Origin of the sequence: Synechococcus sp. B60.1 (assembly GCF_047462555.1) — a bacterium.
Taxonomy (GTDB): domain Bacteria; phylum Cyanobacteriota; class Cyanobacteriia; order Thermostichales; family Thermostichaceae; genus Thermostichus.
The window spans coordinates 1-13,825 of the sequence record NZ_JANSJN010000020.1 but is presented as its reverse complement, the minus strand read 5'-3'; the positions used below and the strand labels follow the sequence as shown (position 1 = coordinate 13,825).

The 13,825-nt window shown below is 62.3% G+C and carries 15 protein-coding genes; 6 read left to right on the top strand and 9 right to left on the bottom strand.

Features of this window, described 5'->3' with window-relative positions:
• Positions 1 to 147: 147 nt before the first annotated feature.
• The 8 genes from NW863_RS03830 to NW863_RS03795 all read right to left on the bottom strand — a co-directional run bounded on the left by NW863_RS03830 (position 148) and on the right by NW863_RS03795 (position 6,893).
• Entirely contained in the window at positions 148 to 873 is a 726-nt protein-coding gene (locus NW863_RS03830; protein ID WP_414364544.1) for a phycobilisome rod-core linker polypeptide, read from the bottom strand.
• Positions 874 to 917: 44 nt separating this feature from the next.
• Positions 918 to 1,559, bottom strand: a complete 642-nt coding sequence (locus tag NW863_RS03825; protein ID WP_414364541.1) for a HEAT repeat domain-containing protein — start codon at positions 1,557 to 1,559, stop codon at positions 918 to 920.
• 84 nt (positions 1,560 to 1,643) lie between these two features.
• Positions 1,644 to 2,414, bottom strand: a complete 771-nt coding sequence (locus NW863_RS03820; RefSeq protein ID WP_414364539.1) for a HEAT repeat domain-containing protein — start codon at positions 2,412 to 2,414, stop codon at positions 1,644 to 1,646.
• A gap of 72 nt (positions 2,415 to 2,486) precedes the next feature.
• Positions 2,487 to 2,747 carry a phycobilisome linker polypeptide gene (locus tag NW863_RS03815; RefSeq protein ID WP_414364538.1) on the bottom strand — a complete coding sequence of 87 codons (261 nt, stop codon included), beginning with the start codon at positions 2,745 to 2,747 and terminating at the stop codon, positions 2,487 to 2,489.
• 288 nt (positions 2,748 to 3,035) lie between these two features.
• Entirely contained in the window at positions 3,036 to 3,524 is a 489-nt protein-coding gene (locus NW863_RS03810; protein ID WP_011429135.1) for a phycocyanin subunit alpha, read from the bottom strand.
• Positions 3,525 to 3,688: 164 nt separating this feature from the next.
• Positions 3,689 to 4,207, bottom strand: a complete 519-nt coding sequence (locus NW863_RS03805; RefSeq protein WP_414364537.1) for a phycocyanin subunit beta — start codon at positions 4,205 to 4,207, stop codon at positions 3,689 to 3,691.
• Positions 4,208 to 4,607: 400 nt separating this feature from the next.
• Positions 4,608 to 5,423, bottom strand: a complete 816-nt coding sequence (trpA, locus tag NW863_RS03800; protein WP_414364536.1) for a tryptophan synthase subunit alpha — start codon at positions 5,421 to 5,423, stop codon at positions 4,608 to 4,610.
• Positions 5,424 to 5,492: 69 nt separating this feature from the next.
• Positions 5,493 to 6,893 (bottom strand): ABC transporter substrate-binding protein, encoded by a 1,401-nt coding sequence (locus NW863_RS03795; protein WP_414364534.1) that lies wholly within the window; start codon positions 6,891 to 6,893, stop codon positions 5,493 to 5,495.
• Positions 6,894 to 7,249: 356 nt separating this feature from the next.
• On the opposite strand from NW863_RS03795, the gene NW863_RS03790 reads away from it, so the two are divergent.
• The 6 genes from NW863_RS03790 (at position 7,250) to NW863_RS03765 (ending at position 13,569) form a co-directional block, all read left to right on the top strand.
• Entirely contained in the window at positions 7,250 to 8,062 is an 813-nt protein-coding gene (locus NW863_RS03790) for a class I SAM-dependent methyltransferase (RefSeq protein WP_414364532.1), read from the top strand.
• Positions 8,063 to 8,323: 261 nt separating this feature from the next.
• Positions 8,324 to 9,688, top strand: coding sequence for a histidine phosphatase family protein (locus tag NW863_RS03785; protein ID WP_414364531.1), 1,365 nt, complete (start codon positions 8,324 to 8,326; stop codon positions 9,686 to 9,688).
• 11 nt (positions 9,689 to 9,699) lie between these two features.
• Positions 9,700 to 11,028, top strand: a complete 1,329-nt coding sequence (locus tag NW863_RS03780; RefSeq protein ID WP_414364530.1) for a dihydroorotase — start codon at positions 9,700 to 9,702, stop codon at positions 11,026 to 11,028.
• A 61-nt stretch (positions 11,029 to 11,089) separates the two neighbouring features.
• Positions 11,090 to 12,190 carry an L-threonylcarbamoyladenylate synthase gene (locus NW863_RS03775; protein WP_414364529.1) on the top strand — a complete coding sequence of 367 codons (1,101 nt, stop codon included), beginning with the start codon at positions 11,090 to 11,092 and terminating at the stop codon, positions 12,188 to 12,190.
• A complete protein-coding gene (gene purE, locus NW863_RS03770; protein WP_414364528.1) occupies positions 12,160 to 12,690 on the top strand; it encodes a 5-(carboxyamino)imidazole ribonucleotide mutase in 531 nt (176 codons plus the stop codon). Before NW863_RS03775 ends, purE begins: the two co-directional genes overlap by 31 nt.
• A gap of 39 nt (positions 12,691 to 12,729) precedes the next feature.
• On the top strand, positions 12,730 to 13,569 hold the full coding sequence (locus NW863_RS03765) for a hypothetical protein (RefSeq protein ID WP_414364527.1): 840 nt from the start codon (positions 12,730 to 12,732) through the stop codon (positions 13,567 to 13,569).
• Here NW863_RS03765 and NW863_RS03760 read toward each other — a convergent pair.
• The coding region (locus tag NW863_RS03760; protein WP_414364525.1) for a transposase at positions 13,546 to 13,825 on the bottom strand (280 nt) is incomplete at its 5' end. The genes NW863_RS03765 and NW863_RS03760 overlap by 24 nt on opposite strands.

The window sequence follows — 13,825 nt, the reverse complement described above, 5'->3', positions numbered from 1 at the left end:
GCAACCCAAGTGTTAAGAAGCATCACCCAAATTATAACGAATCCTACTCCAACCAGGCCGAAAAGCCGATCCACCCCAGCGGTGTCGGATGATCGGCTTGACCGGCTTGGCAAATGGAGGAAGATGCGGCGGGTGGGCTGCCCAACCTCAGCGGCGGTTGGTGGTCATGTCAGGGATCTTCAGATCGAAGACACTGATGTTTTGCCGCGCTGCCGGCTTGGGATTGAGCATGCGGGCCATGTTGAGGAAGTTTTCCGGATCCCCCGGCTTGGGAGGACGAGTAATTCGATAGGTGCGCACCACTTCCCGCGTCGAGCGCTTCACGCCGGAAACATCCCGCCACCGCGCTCCGTAGCGGGGGGTCACCAGGTTGGCCGGCTTCTCTGAGAGGCGACGGCGCTGGTAGGGCACCACATCGTCCCCAAAGGCGGCGTTGTACTCCTCACTATCGATGACAGCATCAATAAAGCCGTCCAGCCCGCGGGTGGCAAGGATGATGGAGTATTTGATGCGCTCCTGCTGGCTGTAGGTGGGCCGGCCCAGGAAGCGCTGGAAGGTGACCTCGACGAAGCGGTAGTTGTCGTTAGGAACCATGACCAGATCCCGGTACACCTCCGATTTGCCCAGGCCACGGATAAACTCTTTCACCGAGATCGCCCCGTTGCGCAACTGGGACTCCAGAGCTTTTTGCCGGTAGCTCTCCAGCATCAGGTGTTCGCTGAAGATCTGCCGGTAGGCGGCGCGGATGACATTCTCGATGCCCGTCGGGTCGTCGGGGCGATAGACGGGCGGGGTTTCGTCGCTGGGTACAAAGTAGCGGTTCACCCGCACGTTTTGCGTGGTGGGGCGATCGGCAAGCAAGGGAAGAGACATAGGCTGTGCTCCTACAAGAAACAAAACAACTAAAGAAGAAGAGGCTACCGCTCAGCAGCCAGCTCCTGCTGGCTGAGGCGAGCGCGGAGGGGAATCAAGGGATCCGCATCCTGCAAAGCCATCTGGAGAGCCGCTGCGGCTGCGGGGCGCAGGGACGCTTCCCCCAGCCGAGCCAAGTCCGTCAGGGATCCGACGGCAGCATAGCGGACGCCCCAGTCAGCGTCGCCCAAGCACTGACGCAACAGGTGCAAAGCTTGCTCTTGGTCGGAGAGAGGCCTCCGTGCAGCTACCCGCCCCAGCCCACGGGTTGCCGCCCGCCGCACGCTGGGGGCGAAGTCCGCCACAATGGCTTCCGCCAAAAAGGGGTAGGCATCCCCGTGGCCGATACGGGCCAATGCCCGCACCGAATAGGCACGTGCCCCATAGTCGAAGCCATCGATGTTGGCCAGCAAAGGCTGTACCGCTGCCTCCCCGAAGCGCAGCACCTCTTCCAGGGCGGCTTCTCCCACGGCAGGGCGGTTGAAGCCAAAGGCGCGAATGAGCAGGGGGATCCCTTCCACGTGGCCCAAGGATCCCAGCGCTCTCACCACCCGCAACAGCTCTTCGGCTGAGGTGGCCTGTTCCAGTTCAGCAGCCAGTTGAGCCACAGCAGTAGGAAGCACTTGCGCAGCCGAGGAAGAGGACATAGACAACCCACAGGCCGAAGGTAAGGTAAAGAACAAAACATTCGAGTGAGCCAACACGGGGGAGGGCCCAAAGCCCTTCCACGTCTAGAACAGCCTGTCCAGCTGCGGGATGATCGCCGCTGCCACCCCATCCGGCGGCACCCGCCCCAACTGTAGCGCCACGTCGAACAGGCGCTTCAGAGCGTTGATGCGCAGGTTAAGGGCCACATCGGCTGTCGCCAACAGCGACGCTCCTGCCACCCAGCCGGATTCTGCCAGATCGAAAAGGGCCGCTTGGCGCAGGCTGAAATTGGGGTGGGCCAGCAGCGCCACCAGAACTTGGGTCAGCTCCTCGGCTTGCGTAAAGCGATAGAGCACCCAGGCAGCTGCCGAACGCACCCGCTCCGAAGGGTGGCTCAAAAAAGGCCGGATCGCCGCCTCGGCCTCGGTGGCACCGAGCTGGCCCAGCGCCTCGATGAAGGCTTCCCAGGGCTGCTCCTGCTCCCGCGACTGCAGCAAGGCCAGCAAGGGATCCACCGCTCGCCTGTCCCCTAACTGGGCCAGGGCGTAGGCAGCCTCTTCCCGCACGTGCAGATCGGTACAGGCAAGTGCCTCGATCAGGCCGGGCACGGCCCGCACGTCGCCAATTTGCCCGAGGGCTTTGGCGGCATTGCGCCGTAGCGGGTAGCCCCCCAAAGCGGTGCGATCCCGCTCATCTCGCAACGCCAGCAGCAGCGGCTCCACGCCCCGCGGATCCCGAACCGTGCCCAAGTACCAAGCGGCATAATACCGATCTTGGGGATCATCCCCCTGCAGCCGCGCTATTGCCTGCTCCCAGGTGAGCGGCTGGGGCAGCACCGCTGTGTTGGATGTCATGGGAAGCCTTGCAGAGCTGTCCATGGAATCGAGGCCACCTTGCCAATAACTGCGGTTGAGCAGGGGGATCCCTTACTCAGCAGCGCCGTTGCTCTGGGCAGGGGCCACCGATAGAGCAGTGACCTGCACAATTTTGCCGCCCATCCGCAGAATGCGCTGCATCTCGGCAGACAGCCGGCTGTAAGGAACTGTGGTGCTCATGGTGCTGCGACGCACCTTAGCAGAGGTGGCCAGAGCATCGGGCGGGTTAAGCAGGCCAGTGTACTCAACCTTGTAAACCCGGCTACCGGCTTCCGTCAAAGTTTCAGGGCCGCTGGTGCTTTGACCAAACATCGCTTTCCCCCGAGTCGAGTTCAACTTTGTGCAGCACCTGGGCACAAAAACCCCCTCAACACCAGAGGGGCCCCAAAAGCCACCTCCAGAGGCGGAGCTGTACCCAGGCACAAGCGCTTGGGAAGCAGGCAGGCAACCTAGCCGGCTCGAGGAGAGCCGCGGTGCCGAAAACCTGGAAACGACCGGCTCAGCTTTACTTGGGCTGCTGCCTGCTCTATAGGGGCACTTAATTGAAAGACGAAGAAAGAGATCGCTCCCCCAAAAACGGGATCTCTACTCTGGCATCCCTTAGCTAAGGGCGTTGATGGCGTAATCAAAGTAAATGGCTGCCTCGTTGGCTGCTTGGCCCTTCAGCATGCCCAGTGCACGGCTCTTCATGTGTTGCAGAGCCACAATGTACCAGCTCGGGGAGAGGTTAAAGGAGCGGTTCACCTCCCGCAGGCCAGCCACCAAGTATTCATCGAGGGGGCCCGTGCCGCCTGCAACCAGCGAGTAGGTGATAAAGCGCAGATAGTAGCCAATGTCGCGGGCACACTTGGCCTGAAACACATCGCCATGGCCCATCTCGCCCGGCTGGGTCAGGTAGGGGAAGCGCTTGAATACTTCCTGCACCGCTTCGCGCACCAGCGTTTGTTGGTTTTGGGTCAGGACACGGGCCGCTTCTAGAGAGGCAGCAGCGCGCTGGTAACGACCATTAACGGCCTGCAGCTCGCTGGCATTGAGAAAACGCCCTTGATTGTCAGCAGCGGCAATCGCTTCGGTAATGACAGTTTTCACCTTGCAACTCCTAAATGCGTTGACTGTTAGCAAAAGTCTTAGTTGAGCAGCCGGCACCCCTTTAAGTGGGGGATGCCTTTCTGCCTATCGAAAAAAGGGATCTAGACGATCTCAGGGAGCTTTAAAGAGAGACGACCGCCTTCAACCCTCAACTTACCCTCAACTTAAACAATGGCGGCAGCCGCCTTGTCGAAGTAGCTGGCCACCTCGCTTTGCAGCGCCGAGCAGTCGCCAGGGGTGATGCCGTTCGGATCCATGATCTTGGCCAGGGCTTCCTTCTTCATGGCCGCAATGGCGTTGGCCATGGAGCTGGTGGGCACCCCCAGCGCAATGTAGGTCTCCCGCAGGCCGTTGAGGCAGCGATCTTCCAGCACCGAGCTGTCCCCCGCCAGGGTGGCGTAGGTGATGTAGCGCAAGATGATCTCCATGTCGCGCAGGCAGGCAGCCATGCGACGGTTGGTGTAGGCATTGCCGCCAGGGGCGATCAGATCCGGCTCCTGGGCAAACAGGGAACGAGCCGCATTGGTCACGATTTGGGCGGCGTTGCTGGTCATGCGGTTGACCGCATCCAGGCGCTTGTTGCCCTCTGCCACCAAAGCCGCCAAACGGTCAAACTCTTGATCACTTAAAAAAGCACCGCGTGCATCTGCCTGAGCGATCACCCGGGTAAAGGCGTCTTGCATGATGGATCTCCTTCTGGTCTTTCCAAAAAGCGATGAGCGACTGGCTGAACCTCTCAAAAGCCGAATCCCAAGCTCTCTTGTGGGATCCCGTTTCCCCAAAAACCGGGGATCCTGTGGAGCAGATTACCCCCACCGAAGCCCCAGATTTTGAGACAAGTCAAGAACCTCTGCGACTTTCAGACAGCCGAGCATCCAGGTCAATTTTATAGCGTGGGAGGGATGAGTGTTTTGTGAAGATTTACAAATAAACAGGCACCAGAGTGTCTGCTTGGCCGCCAATCCTCTGGCTCTGTTGGGTCAGCAGGCCGGAAACCGGTCGGCGAGGGTAGTAACAAAATGTAAACATTCGTTTTACTTGTTTTGAGATAAAGGCAAGCCTCTTGCCCACACACTGAAGCAGTCAATGTTCGGGGGTACCTATTCCTTGCAGAGCAGCTTTTAGATCCCGGCAGAAGTGGGCGATTTGTTGCAGCCCCTGGGCGGGAGTGGGGGCTTTGGCCAGCCGTTGCACGAAGGCACTGCCCACGATAGCGGCATCGGCTCCCCAGAGAGCAATCTGGCGGGCTTGGTCGGGGGTGGAGATGCCAAAGCCCACCCCAATCGGCAGAGAGGTGTATTGGCGCAACTGCTGCAGCAAGGCCGGGATCCGCTGCTCCAGGGTGGCCCGTTCGCCGGTGACGCCGGTGGTGCTGACCAAGTAGATAAAGCCGCTGGACTGTTGGGCAATACGGCGCATCCGCTCCGGGGGACTGGTAGGGGCCACCAGTAGGATCAGGTCGATCCCCTCTGCCTGCGCTGCTTCCCGCAGGGATCCGGCCTCTTCCAGGGGCAGGTCGGGGACGACTAAGCCAGCACAGCCGGCCCGGCGCAGTTGCTGCACAAAGGTGGGGAGGCCGAGCTGGTGGATGGGGTTGTAGTAGGTGAAGAGGATGAGAGGGGCCCGCAGCGAGAGGCACCTCAAGCCCTGCAAGATGGCACCCAAGGTAACACCCCGCTTGAGGGCGCGGGTAGCTGCTGCTTGGATCACGGGTCCATCGGCCAGGGGATCCGAGTAGGGCACCCCCAACTCGATGAGATCGGCGCCGTGTTGATCCAAAACTTGCAGGGCCTCAAAGGTGGTTTCCAGGTCGGGATCCCCGGCGGTGAGGTAGGGGATGAGGGCGGCTTCGCCGCGGCTGCGCAGCGCCTGAAAACACGCGGTGATCCGGCTGGGCATGGGATCCATCCGAGCTGAGGAGATGAAGAGAGTTGAGAGCATCCCCTACTGTAGCGCTTGCCGGGATCCCTAGGGGAGAGGCACAAAGTCGTAGCCCGTGCCGGAGCGGTTGCCCCGTTCAATGCGCACCAGCACGTTGGGGGCATCGCGGTCGCCGGAGGGCAAAAAGCGCACCTCCCCGGAAGCGCCGTCTGGCAAGCGGAAGTTGGAGTCGCCGAGGGCAGTGAGAATGCCGCTGCGGCTGGGGGATCCCTGCCGAATAGCCTGGAGAAAAACACGGGTGGCGTCGTAGGCCAGGGCGGTGCGCCAACTCACCTGCCCTCCCCACATCTGGGCTGCCTTCTGGGCAAAGCCGCGGCTGCGGAGAAGATCGGGATGCCAGGGCACCGCCACCACCATGCCCTCCACCGCTGCTCCCCCTTCCTTGAGGGTGGTAAGGCTGAAGAGCACATCCCCCCCCACCAGGGCAAGGGGTTGGCCGAGGAGGGCGTTCTGGCGGGCAACGGCCAGCGCTTGTTCGGCTACGGAAGCCGTGGGTGCCAAGAAAGCCACCTGGGATCCCTGCTCCAGTGCTCTCCGGAGGCTGGCCTGGGGGTTGAAATCGGCGGCTGTTAGGTCAAAGGTGGCCAGCACAATCCCCCCTTCGCTGGTCAGGGTGGAGGCAAAGGCGTCGCGCAGGCTGGTGCTATAGGCGCTGTTGGGGTTGTAGAAGATGGCCACCCTCTGCAGGCGCAGCTTGTTGAGGACATAGCGGGCCAGTTGCGTGCCAGCAATCTGGTCGGAGGGGACGGTGCGAAAGATGGCGTTCCCCAGCAGGCTGATGCGGGTGCTGGTGGAGGTGGAGGAGATCATGGCCAGGCCGGCAGACTGATAGATCTCAGCCGCCGCCAGGGTGGCATCGCTGGCGTTGTGGCCGATCACCCCCAAAATCTCAGGCTGGCCCACCAGCGCTTTGGCCACTGCCGCCGCTCGCTCCGGGTTATCCCCGTCGTCGGCAATCACCACTTGCAGCAGCCGCCCCTCAAGGCCCCCCTGTTGGAAAAGCTCCTCTTGGGCCTGGGCCACGCCCCGCAGCGTCTCTTTGGCGCGGTTGGGGTTGCTGGAGATGGGCACCACCACGGCTAAGCTCAAGGGGTTGCCCTGTTGCCGGGCGCGGGCGTTGTTCAAAAAAATGCGCGCTTCCGGGTCGTTGCGGTTGTTCTGCAGCCCCATCTCCAAGAGCGGGATCGCCGCCCCAAAATTGCCCTGGCGGATGAGCTCTGCGGCAGCCACGGCGGCGGGGCTGCTATCGGCAAAGAGGGTGCGCTCGCCGCTGGTTAAGAGCAGATCCTGGGCCCTACTGCCCAACCCTGGCAGCGAGATCCCTGGCGGCCAGCGAAGGTAGCCCGCCCGCCAAGCGCGATGACCGCCCCAGAGGAGCAGGAGCCCCAGAGCAATGTAGACGATGGGTGGCGGAGACTTGGCAACCATGGGCCCTAAAGAAGAGAACAACAGCAGAATCCGGGCAGCAGGGGTACTGCTCACACCTTCAGGAAGCTCCTGGAACCCCTCTCTTCAAGGATCTTCAAGAATTTCTTGAAGCATACCCGAAGGATCAGGCCGGTAGGTAGGGCTGTTGCGGTATTGGCGCTCCAGGTGCTCCACAATGGAGACAGGAACAGAGGGAGTTGCCGAGGGCTCTTCTGGGTGTACGCTGGGGCTCAGTCTCCCAGTTGGCCTGCAGAGATGGGGCCCAAACCCCTGCAGCGATCAGCAAAAGGACGATAGCGGCGGCGTCAAGCAATGCGACGATGGCCATCGGGGCAAGACGCTGGCTTTCCCTTCCCATGATAGAGGTTGTCGAAAACCCTTTACCTCAGGATCCGCTCGAACAAGCCCTGTGGGACTGGCACCGGGGCCAGGCCAGGGGCTCCCTGTGCTTGCACGCCTACAGCGCCGAGGGGATCCCGCTGGCAGAGGAGCCCCAGGTGGTCTCGCCGGAGGTGTTCTTCACCCAGGAGCTGCCAGAAGTGGAGGCCCTGGCTTTGGATCTCTGTCGCGGTCGCGTGTTGGACATTGGCGCCGGCACAGGCCGCCACAGCCTGCTGCTGCAGGAGGAGGGGTTGGCTGTGGCCGCCCTGGATCGCTCCCCCGTGGCGCTGCGGATCATGGCCGAACGGGGGGTGCGCTGCCGCATTGCCGCCGACCTGTTCTCCTGGGAGGGGCCGGAGGAGCCCTTCGATACGCTGCTGCTGCTGATGAACGGCGTTGGCCTGGTGGGATCCCTGGCGGGATTGGAGCGTTTTTTAACCTTGGCCCGCCACTGGGTTCAGCCTACCGGCCAGTTGCTTGTGGATTCCACCGATCTAAGCGACCTCAGGGAAGATGGCGGCTCGGCGGATCTGCCGCAGGTAGAAAGTTCAGCCGATTCTGAAGCCGAGGATTGGGAGAAGGGGAAGGACTTGAAAGCGGCGGGCGAGGTAAAAGCCAAGGTGGTGAACTTTGTGGCCGAGTACAACGGGCAGCGCGGGGATCCCTTTCCCTGGCTGTTTGTGGATCCGGAGACCCTGCTGCGCTATGCCCACGCCCACGGCTGGCAGGGACAAATTCTCTACCAAGAGCCGGAGGGAGCCTTTCTGGCACGGCTTGCGCCTCTCTAAGCCCAGCCCCTTCGTGGGAAAGGATCTGCGACAAAAAAGGCGGGAACGCTCTTCCTGGGGGTTGCTGAAAAACTCTTGGGGGGTGTTTTCTTCCACGATCTTGCCGCGGTCAAAATTGAAAACTTGACCGCCCGATCTGTTGAGGCCAGAATCCGGGATCCCAACTCCTAGAAAGAACCCCACTGGCAGGGCAAGCCCAGTCCAACAGCGATACTCTAGGCGATACTCTAGAAGGTGTTCTTGAGTAAGTCCGTGCAAACAATGGCTCAGCCTGCCCTGCGCATCCTGCTCGTGCGCCACGGTGAGAGCACCTTCAACGTCGAAAATCGCATCCAAGGCCGCTCCGATCTCTCTCGCCTCACCCCCAATGGAGAAGCGCAGGCACAGCGGGTAGCTGAGGTTCTGGCCGGGATCCCCTTGGATTACACCTACTGCAGCCCTCTCTCCCGTGCCCTCGACACCGCCCGTATCATTCTCAAGGAGCGAGCGGGGATCCCTTTGTCCATCAGCGAGCACCTGCGGGAGATTGACCTGACGGCCTGGGAGGGCTTGACCTTTGCCGAGGTGAAGGAGAAATACCCAGAAGATTACCACCTATGGCGGCACCGTCCCGACGAGCTAGAGCTGGAGGGGCGCCTTCCGGTGCGGGATCTCTGGCAGCAGGCGCAGGAGTTTTGGCAACTGCTGGCCGAGCAAGTGAAGTCAGCGCCCCCCACCTCCTCTGATCGGGGAACCGATCCAAGGCATCCCCTCAACGTTCTCGTCGTCGGGCACAGCGGCATCAACCGCGCCCTGGTCAGCACCGCCATCGGCCTGGGGCCGGTTCACTACCACCGTCTTGGGCAAGATAACTGCGCCATCAGCGTTCTCAACTTTCCCCAGGGCCTGGGGGCGCCGCCACAACTGGAATCTTTGAATATCACTGCCCATCTGGGTCAGCCTCTGCCCAAACGCAAGCGGGGGATGCGCATCCTGCTGGTGCGGCACGGCGAGACGCAATGGAACCGGGAGCAGCGCTTTCAGGGGCAGCGGGATATTCCCCTCAACGCCACTGGCGAGGAGCAGGCAGCTAGGGTGGCGGAGTTTCTGGCCGATCAGCCGCTGAACCTGGCTTTTTCCAGCCCGCTGAAGCGCCCCTGGGCCACGGCGGACGCCATCTGCAGCAACCACCCCAACCTGATCCTGCGCCCGATGCCGGAGCTGCAGGAGATCTGCCACGGCGATTGGGAGGGCAAGCTCCAGAGCGAGGTGGAAGCCGAATACCCAGGCGAGCTGGAGCGCTGGCAGCGGGATCCGGCCACGGTGCAAATGCCCAACGGGGAAAACCTGTACCAAGTGTGGGATCGCACGCGCTCGGCATGGGAAGAGATTTTGGCCATCACCGCCGCCCAATTTCCCGAAGGCACGGCCGTGGTGGTGGCCCACGACGCCATCAACAAGGCGATCATCTGCCAGTTGTTCGACCTTTCCCCCCACGCCTTTTGGATCTTCAAGCAGGGCAATGGGGGCATTACCGTTATCGACTACCCCGACGGCAAGGACGGCGCTCCTGTTCTCAAAGTGTTGAACCTCACCACTCACCTGTCCGGCCAGATTTTCGACTGCACCACAGCGGGTGCACTTTAGCGAGGTGGAAGATGGGATCCACCTTCCCTGCCGACCTGAGCCTGCTCAATCTCTGCCTCCGTGGGGTGCGCCTGTTGGATCCCTGGCAACAGCGGGATGAGGTGACCGACGTGTGGCTACAGCAGGGCCGCCTCCGGGCTACTCAGCCAACGGGGATCCCTGCCGACATCCCCCGCCTGGATGCTACTGGCTGGGTGCTGGGGCCAGGTTTGATAGATCTGTACGCCCACAGTGGCGAGATCACTAACGAAGAGCTCTCCCCCGGCCGCGAGACCCTCACTTCTCTAGGGGCGGCAGCTCTGGCAGGGGGGTTTACCCAAGTGGGTCTTCTCCCTGCCCCCCTGCCGGGAACGGCGACTTTCCCGGTGCTGAACCAGCCGGAGCAGGTGGGCCGCTACCGCCGCCGACCTGGGGATTCCCGCTGGCTGCCCTGGGCTGCTTTGAGTTTGGAGGACAAGGGAGAGACCGCCAACCCCTGGGGAGAGCTGGCCCAGGCAGGAGCCATTGGCTTTGCCACTTCCTTTAGCAGCACATCATCCGCAGGTTCCCCGGTCTTGTTGCGCCGGGCCCTGGAGTATTTGCGGCCCTGGAATAAACCACTGCTGGTTTGGGCCTGGGATCCCACCCTGGCGGGCTCGGGCAGCCTCTACGAGGGGGTGTGGGCCCTGCGCCTAGGGCTGAAGGGGATCCCAACTAGTGCCGAAACTGCCGCCTTGGCCCGCCTCCTAGAAGTGATGCGCAGCGTTGCCTCGCCGGCGCCGGTGCATGTGATGCGCCTTAGCCAAGCCCGCAGTCTAGAGCTTGTCCAGCGGGCCCAGGCAGAGGGGCTGCCAGTTACCGCCAGCACCACCTGGATGCACCTGCTCTTGGCGGAGGAAGCCGTCTTGGAGCACGGCTACGATCCCAACCTGCGCCTGCTGCCTCCTCTGCCACACGTCGCCGACCGGGAGGCCCTTATTGCCGGGATCCGCAGCGGCAGCCTGGGCATCGCCACGGATCATGCTCCCTACACCTACGAGGAGAAAACCCTGCCCTTTGCCGAGGCTCCTCCTGGGGCCATAGGCCTGGAGTTGGCCTTGCCGCTGCTGTGGCAGAACCTGGTGGAGACGGGATTGCTAACAGCGCTACAGCTCTGGTCGGCCCTCAGCCTCTACCCGGCCCGCTGCCTGGGGTTGGAGCCGCCCTGTCTGGATCCCGGCAGTGACTGGGTGCTCTTTGATCCAGCCCATACCTGGACAGTTTCAGCAGCTACCCTCCGCTCTCACTCCCAAGCTACTTCCTGGCTGGGCAAGACCCTGCGCGGCAAGGTGTTGCACACCCACGTTGAAGAAGGAAGCTAGCCCTGAGGCCGAGACCGGCAAAACCCGTTCTCGTTGCCCGCAGGGCCGTGAATCCCCTCCCATGCAAACCCAGATCCTCCCCCCCACCCCTGAGCACCTTGCCCTGGCGGCTGAAGCGCTGCGGCAGGGCCAGTTGGTGGCCATGCCTACAGAAACGGTCTACGGCCTGGCAGGCCACGGCCTCAACGAGCAGGCGGTGGCCAAGATCTTTGCCGTCAAGGAGCGCCCCCGCTTCGATCCCCTGATCCTGCATCTGCCGGCTGGGTTGGATCTGGAGGCACTGCAGGGCTGGCTGGTAGATCTGGCGGCTTTTACTCCCGCCGCTCGCGCTCGCCTGGGATCCCTCGTCAACACCTTCTGGCCGGGGCCGCTGACCTTGGTGCTACCTAAGGGATCGCAGGTGCCGGATCTGGTCACCAGCGGTTTGCCCACCGTGGCGCTGCGGGTGCCGGCCCACCCCGTAGCCCAGGCTTTGCTGCAGGCAGTTCAGGTGCCCTTGGCTGCCCCCAGCGCCAACCGCTTTGGCCGCCTCAGCCCCACCTCGGCCCAGGCTGTCTACGCCGAGTTGGCGGGGCGGATCCCTTACATCTTGGACGGGGGGGAGTGTGCCGTAGGCGTGGAATCGACAGTCCTCAAGCTCAGCCCAGACGGCACTCCCACCTTGTTGCGCCCCGGCGGGATCCCACAGGAAGTTTTGGCATCCCACCTCAATTTGCCCCTCAGCTCTCCCCCTGCCCCAGACCGCAAGGAGAGGCCAGAGGCTCCCGGCCAACTGAGCAGCCACTACGCCCCCGGTAAGCCCCTCTGGCTTTTGCCCACTGCCTTTACCCAGCTTCAGCCCGAGGACTGGCAACAGTTGCAGCGCTTGGCCACCGGCCACTCGCACCTAGGCATTCTCAGTTTCGCCGCCAAACCAGAACCGCTGGCAGAAAGCCTCTCCCACCACTGGCCTGAGGTCACCTTTACCCTAGAATGTCTGGGCCCGGATCCCAACTTGGCGGCCCGCGCCCTCTTTGCCAGCCTGCGCCGCCTGGATGAGGGAGCGGCCACTCTGCTGTTGGCCGAACCGCCACCGGTCGTCACCGGCCTAGGTTATGCGATCATGGATCGACTACGACGGGCCAGCCGCTCATGGAAGTCTCCCCTCTCGTCGCTATCGTAATGGGCAGCGATTCGGATCTGCCCACCCTGGCACCCGCTGCCCAGGTGTGTGAGGAGTTCGGGATCCCCTACCAACTGCAGATCCTCAGCGCCCACCGCACCCCTGAGGCGATGGTGGACTTTGCCCGCCGCGCCCATACTCAAGGGATCCGCGTCATCATTGCCGGCGCCGGCGGGGCAGCCCACTTGCCGGGGATGGTGGCGTCTCTAACTCCTCTGCCGGTCATTGGGGTGCCGGTGTTTAGTCAATCCCTACAGGGGCTGGACTCCCTCTACTCGATTGTGCAAATGCCCAAAGGGATCCCAGTAGCCACCGTGGCCATCGGCAATGGCTACAACGCTGGGCTCTTGGCCGTGCAGATCTTGGCCAGCGGCGATCCCGCTCTGCAACAACGGGTGCTGGCCTACCGGGAAAGCCTTAAGCAAGCGGTGCAAGAGAAAAACGCCCAGTTGCAAACTCAAGGGTGGAAAGCCTACCTCGGCTCTGCCGGCAGAGCATGATTAGTAACATAATTAGGAAGCGAACATAGTTAGGAAGCGTTGACCTGTCTTGCCACCTTGGCAGGGGCCAGATGGGACGAAGTCTTGGAGTTACCGACAGTGAAGGATCGGTCAGGTCGCCCCTCTTCCGGCCAGGGATCCTGGCGGGAGTATCTGCAGCGGGTTCAGAAAGGGGCAGTGGAGAGGGGATCCCAGGTGGCCCTGTGGCTACTCTCGGGGCCGCAATGGCGGGTTTTGGCCCTGTCGGGCTTGGCCTTGGCGGGGCTGGCTTTTTGGCACTGGCGGCTAGCTCTCTCTCTAGCTGTGGGCAGTGGGGCAATGCTGGGGCTGTATGCTGCGCGCAGCCCTGAGTTCAGCCGCCGCTGGCAGGAGTTGCAAGCCTGGTTTCGCCAAGCCGATCGCTCCCTGCTGCTTGCTGTTGTCGGGGGGGCAGGTGCCACCCTGGGCACCTACATCGTGGTTTCCATCTGGGCAGAATCCAGCCAGCGCTGGCTGGCCACGGGCGCCATTTTGCAAGGGCTAGCCACCTTTGCCCTGTTGGCGCTGCTGTTTTGGGAGTGGCTCAGCCGCCGCCAGGAGCGGCAGCGTTCCCAACTGGAGCGAGATCTCAGCGACATTGCTTCCCCCGACTCCTACCGACGGCTGCTGGGCGTGCGTCGGCTGCAGAGCTTGATGCCATACCTGGATGCCGAGCAGACGCGGCTAGCGGTGGACTACCTCCGCCTCGCCCTTGACCAAGAAACCGTGGCTGTCGTCCGGGAAGCCCTGCTGGAAGCTCTGCAGGGGTGGGGTATTCTGCGTCGCCTCAACGATTTGGCCGACCTCAAACGCCCCGAAAGCAGCGGGGATCCCTCTTCAGGTCGAAACCGCAGTGTCTAGAGGTCTCCCGCAGGCTGGCAAATCTTCAACGTAAGGCGCGGGATTCCCCACCGTATAGACGGTGGGGAGGGTAGCGCCTCCTGACTGATTCTGGATATATCGCTTCACGATTTCTAGAGGTGCACCGCCGCATGAGACAATGCACTTAGAATCATGCCAAAGCTTAGCCTTTCCCCAGTACACTTGATTGAGCTGTTCCGCAAACTGTTGCCTTAGTATGCGACTTGATGCTGACTTGAGAAAAGAAACGAGGTTA

Excerpts from the sequence above, each read along its gene's own strand:
- NW863_RS03785 (WP_414364531.1), top strand. The coding sequence starts at position 8,324 with ATGGCTCAGCCTGCCCTGCGCATCCTGCTCGTGCGCCACGGTGAGAGC.
- NW863_RS03795 (WP_414364534.1), bottom strand. The coding sequence starts at position 6,893 with ATGGTTGCCAAGTCTCCGCCACCCATCGTCTACATTGCTCTGGGGCTC.
- NW863_RS03775 (WP_414364529.1), top strand. The coding sequence starts at position 11,090 with ATGCAAACCCAGATCCTCCCCCCCACCCCTGAGCACCTTGCCCTGGCG.
- NW863_RS03780 (WP_414364530.1), top strand. The coding sequence starts at position 9,700 with ATGGGATCCACCTTCCCTGCCGACCTGAGCCTGCTCAATCTCTGCCTC.
- purE (WP_414364528.1), top strand. The coding sequence starts at position 12,160 with ATGGAAGTCTCCCCTCTCGTCGCTATCGTAATGGGCAGCGATTCGGAT.
- NW863_RS03815 (WP_414364538.1), bottom strand. The coding sequence starts at position 2,747 with ATGTTTGGTCAAAGCACCAGCGGCCCTGAAACTTTGACGGAAGCCGGT.
- NW863_RS03790 (WP_414364532.1), top strand. The coding sequence starts at position 7,250 with ATGATAGAGGTTGTCGAAAACCCTTTACCTCAGGATCCGCTCGAACAA.
- NW863_RS03825 (WP_414364541.1), bottom strand. The coding sequence starts at position 1,559 with ATGTCCTCTTCCTCGGCTGCGCAAGTGCTTCCTACTGCTGTGGCTCAA.
- NW863_RS03805 (WP_414364537.1), bottom strand. The coding sequence starts at position 4,207 with ATGCAAGACGCCTTTACCCGGGTGATCGCTCAGGCAGATGCACGCGGT.
- NW863_RS03820 (WP_414364539.1), bottom strand. The coding sequence starts at position 2,414 with ATGACATCCAACACAGCGGTGCTGCCCCAGCCGCTCACCTGGGAGCAG.
- NW863_RS03830 (WP_414364544.1), bottom strand. The coding sequence starts at position 873 with ATGTCTCTTCCCTTGCTTGCCGATCGCCCCACCACGCAAAACGTGCGG.
- trpA (WP_414364536.1), bottom strand. The coding sequence starts at position 5,423 with ATGCCCAGCCGGATCACCGCGTGTTTTCAGGCGCTGCGCAGCCGCGGC.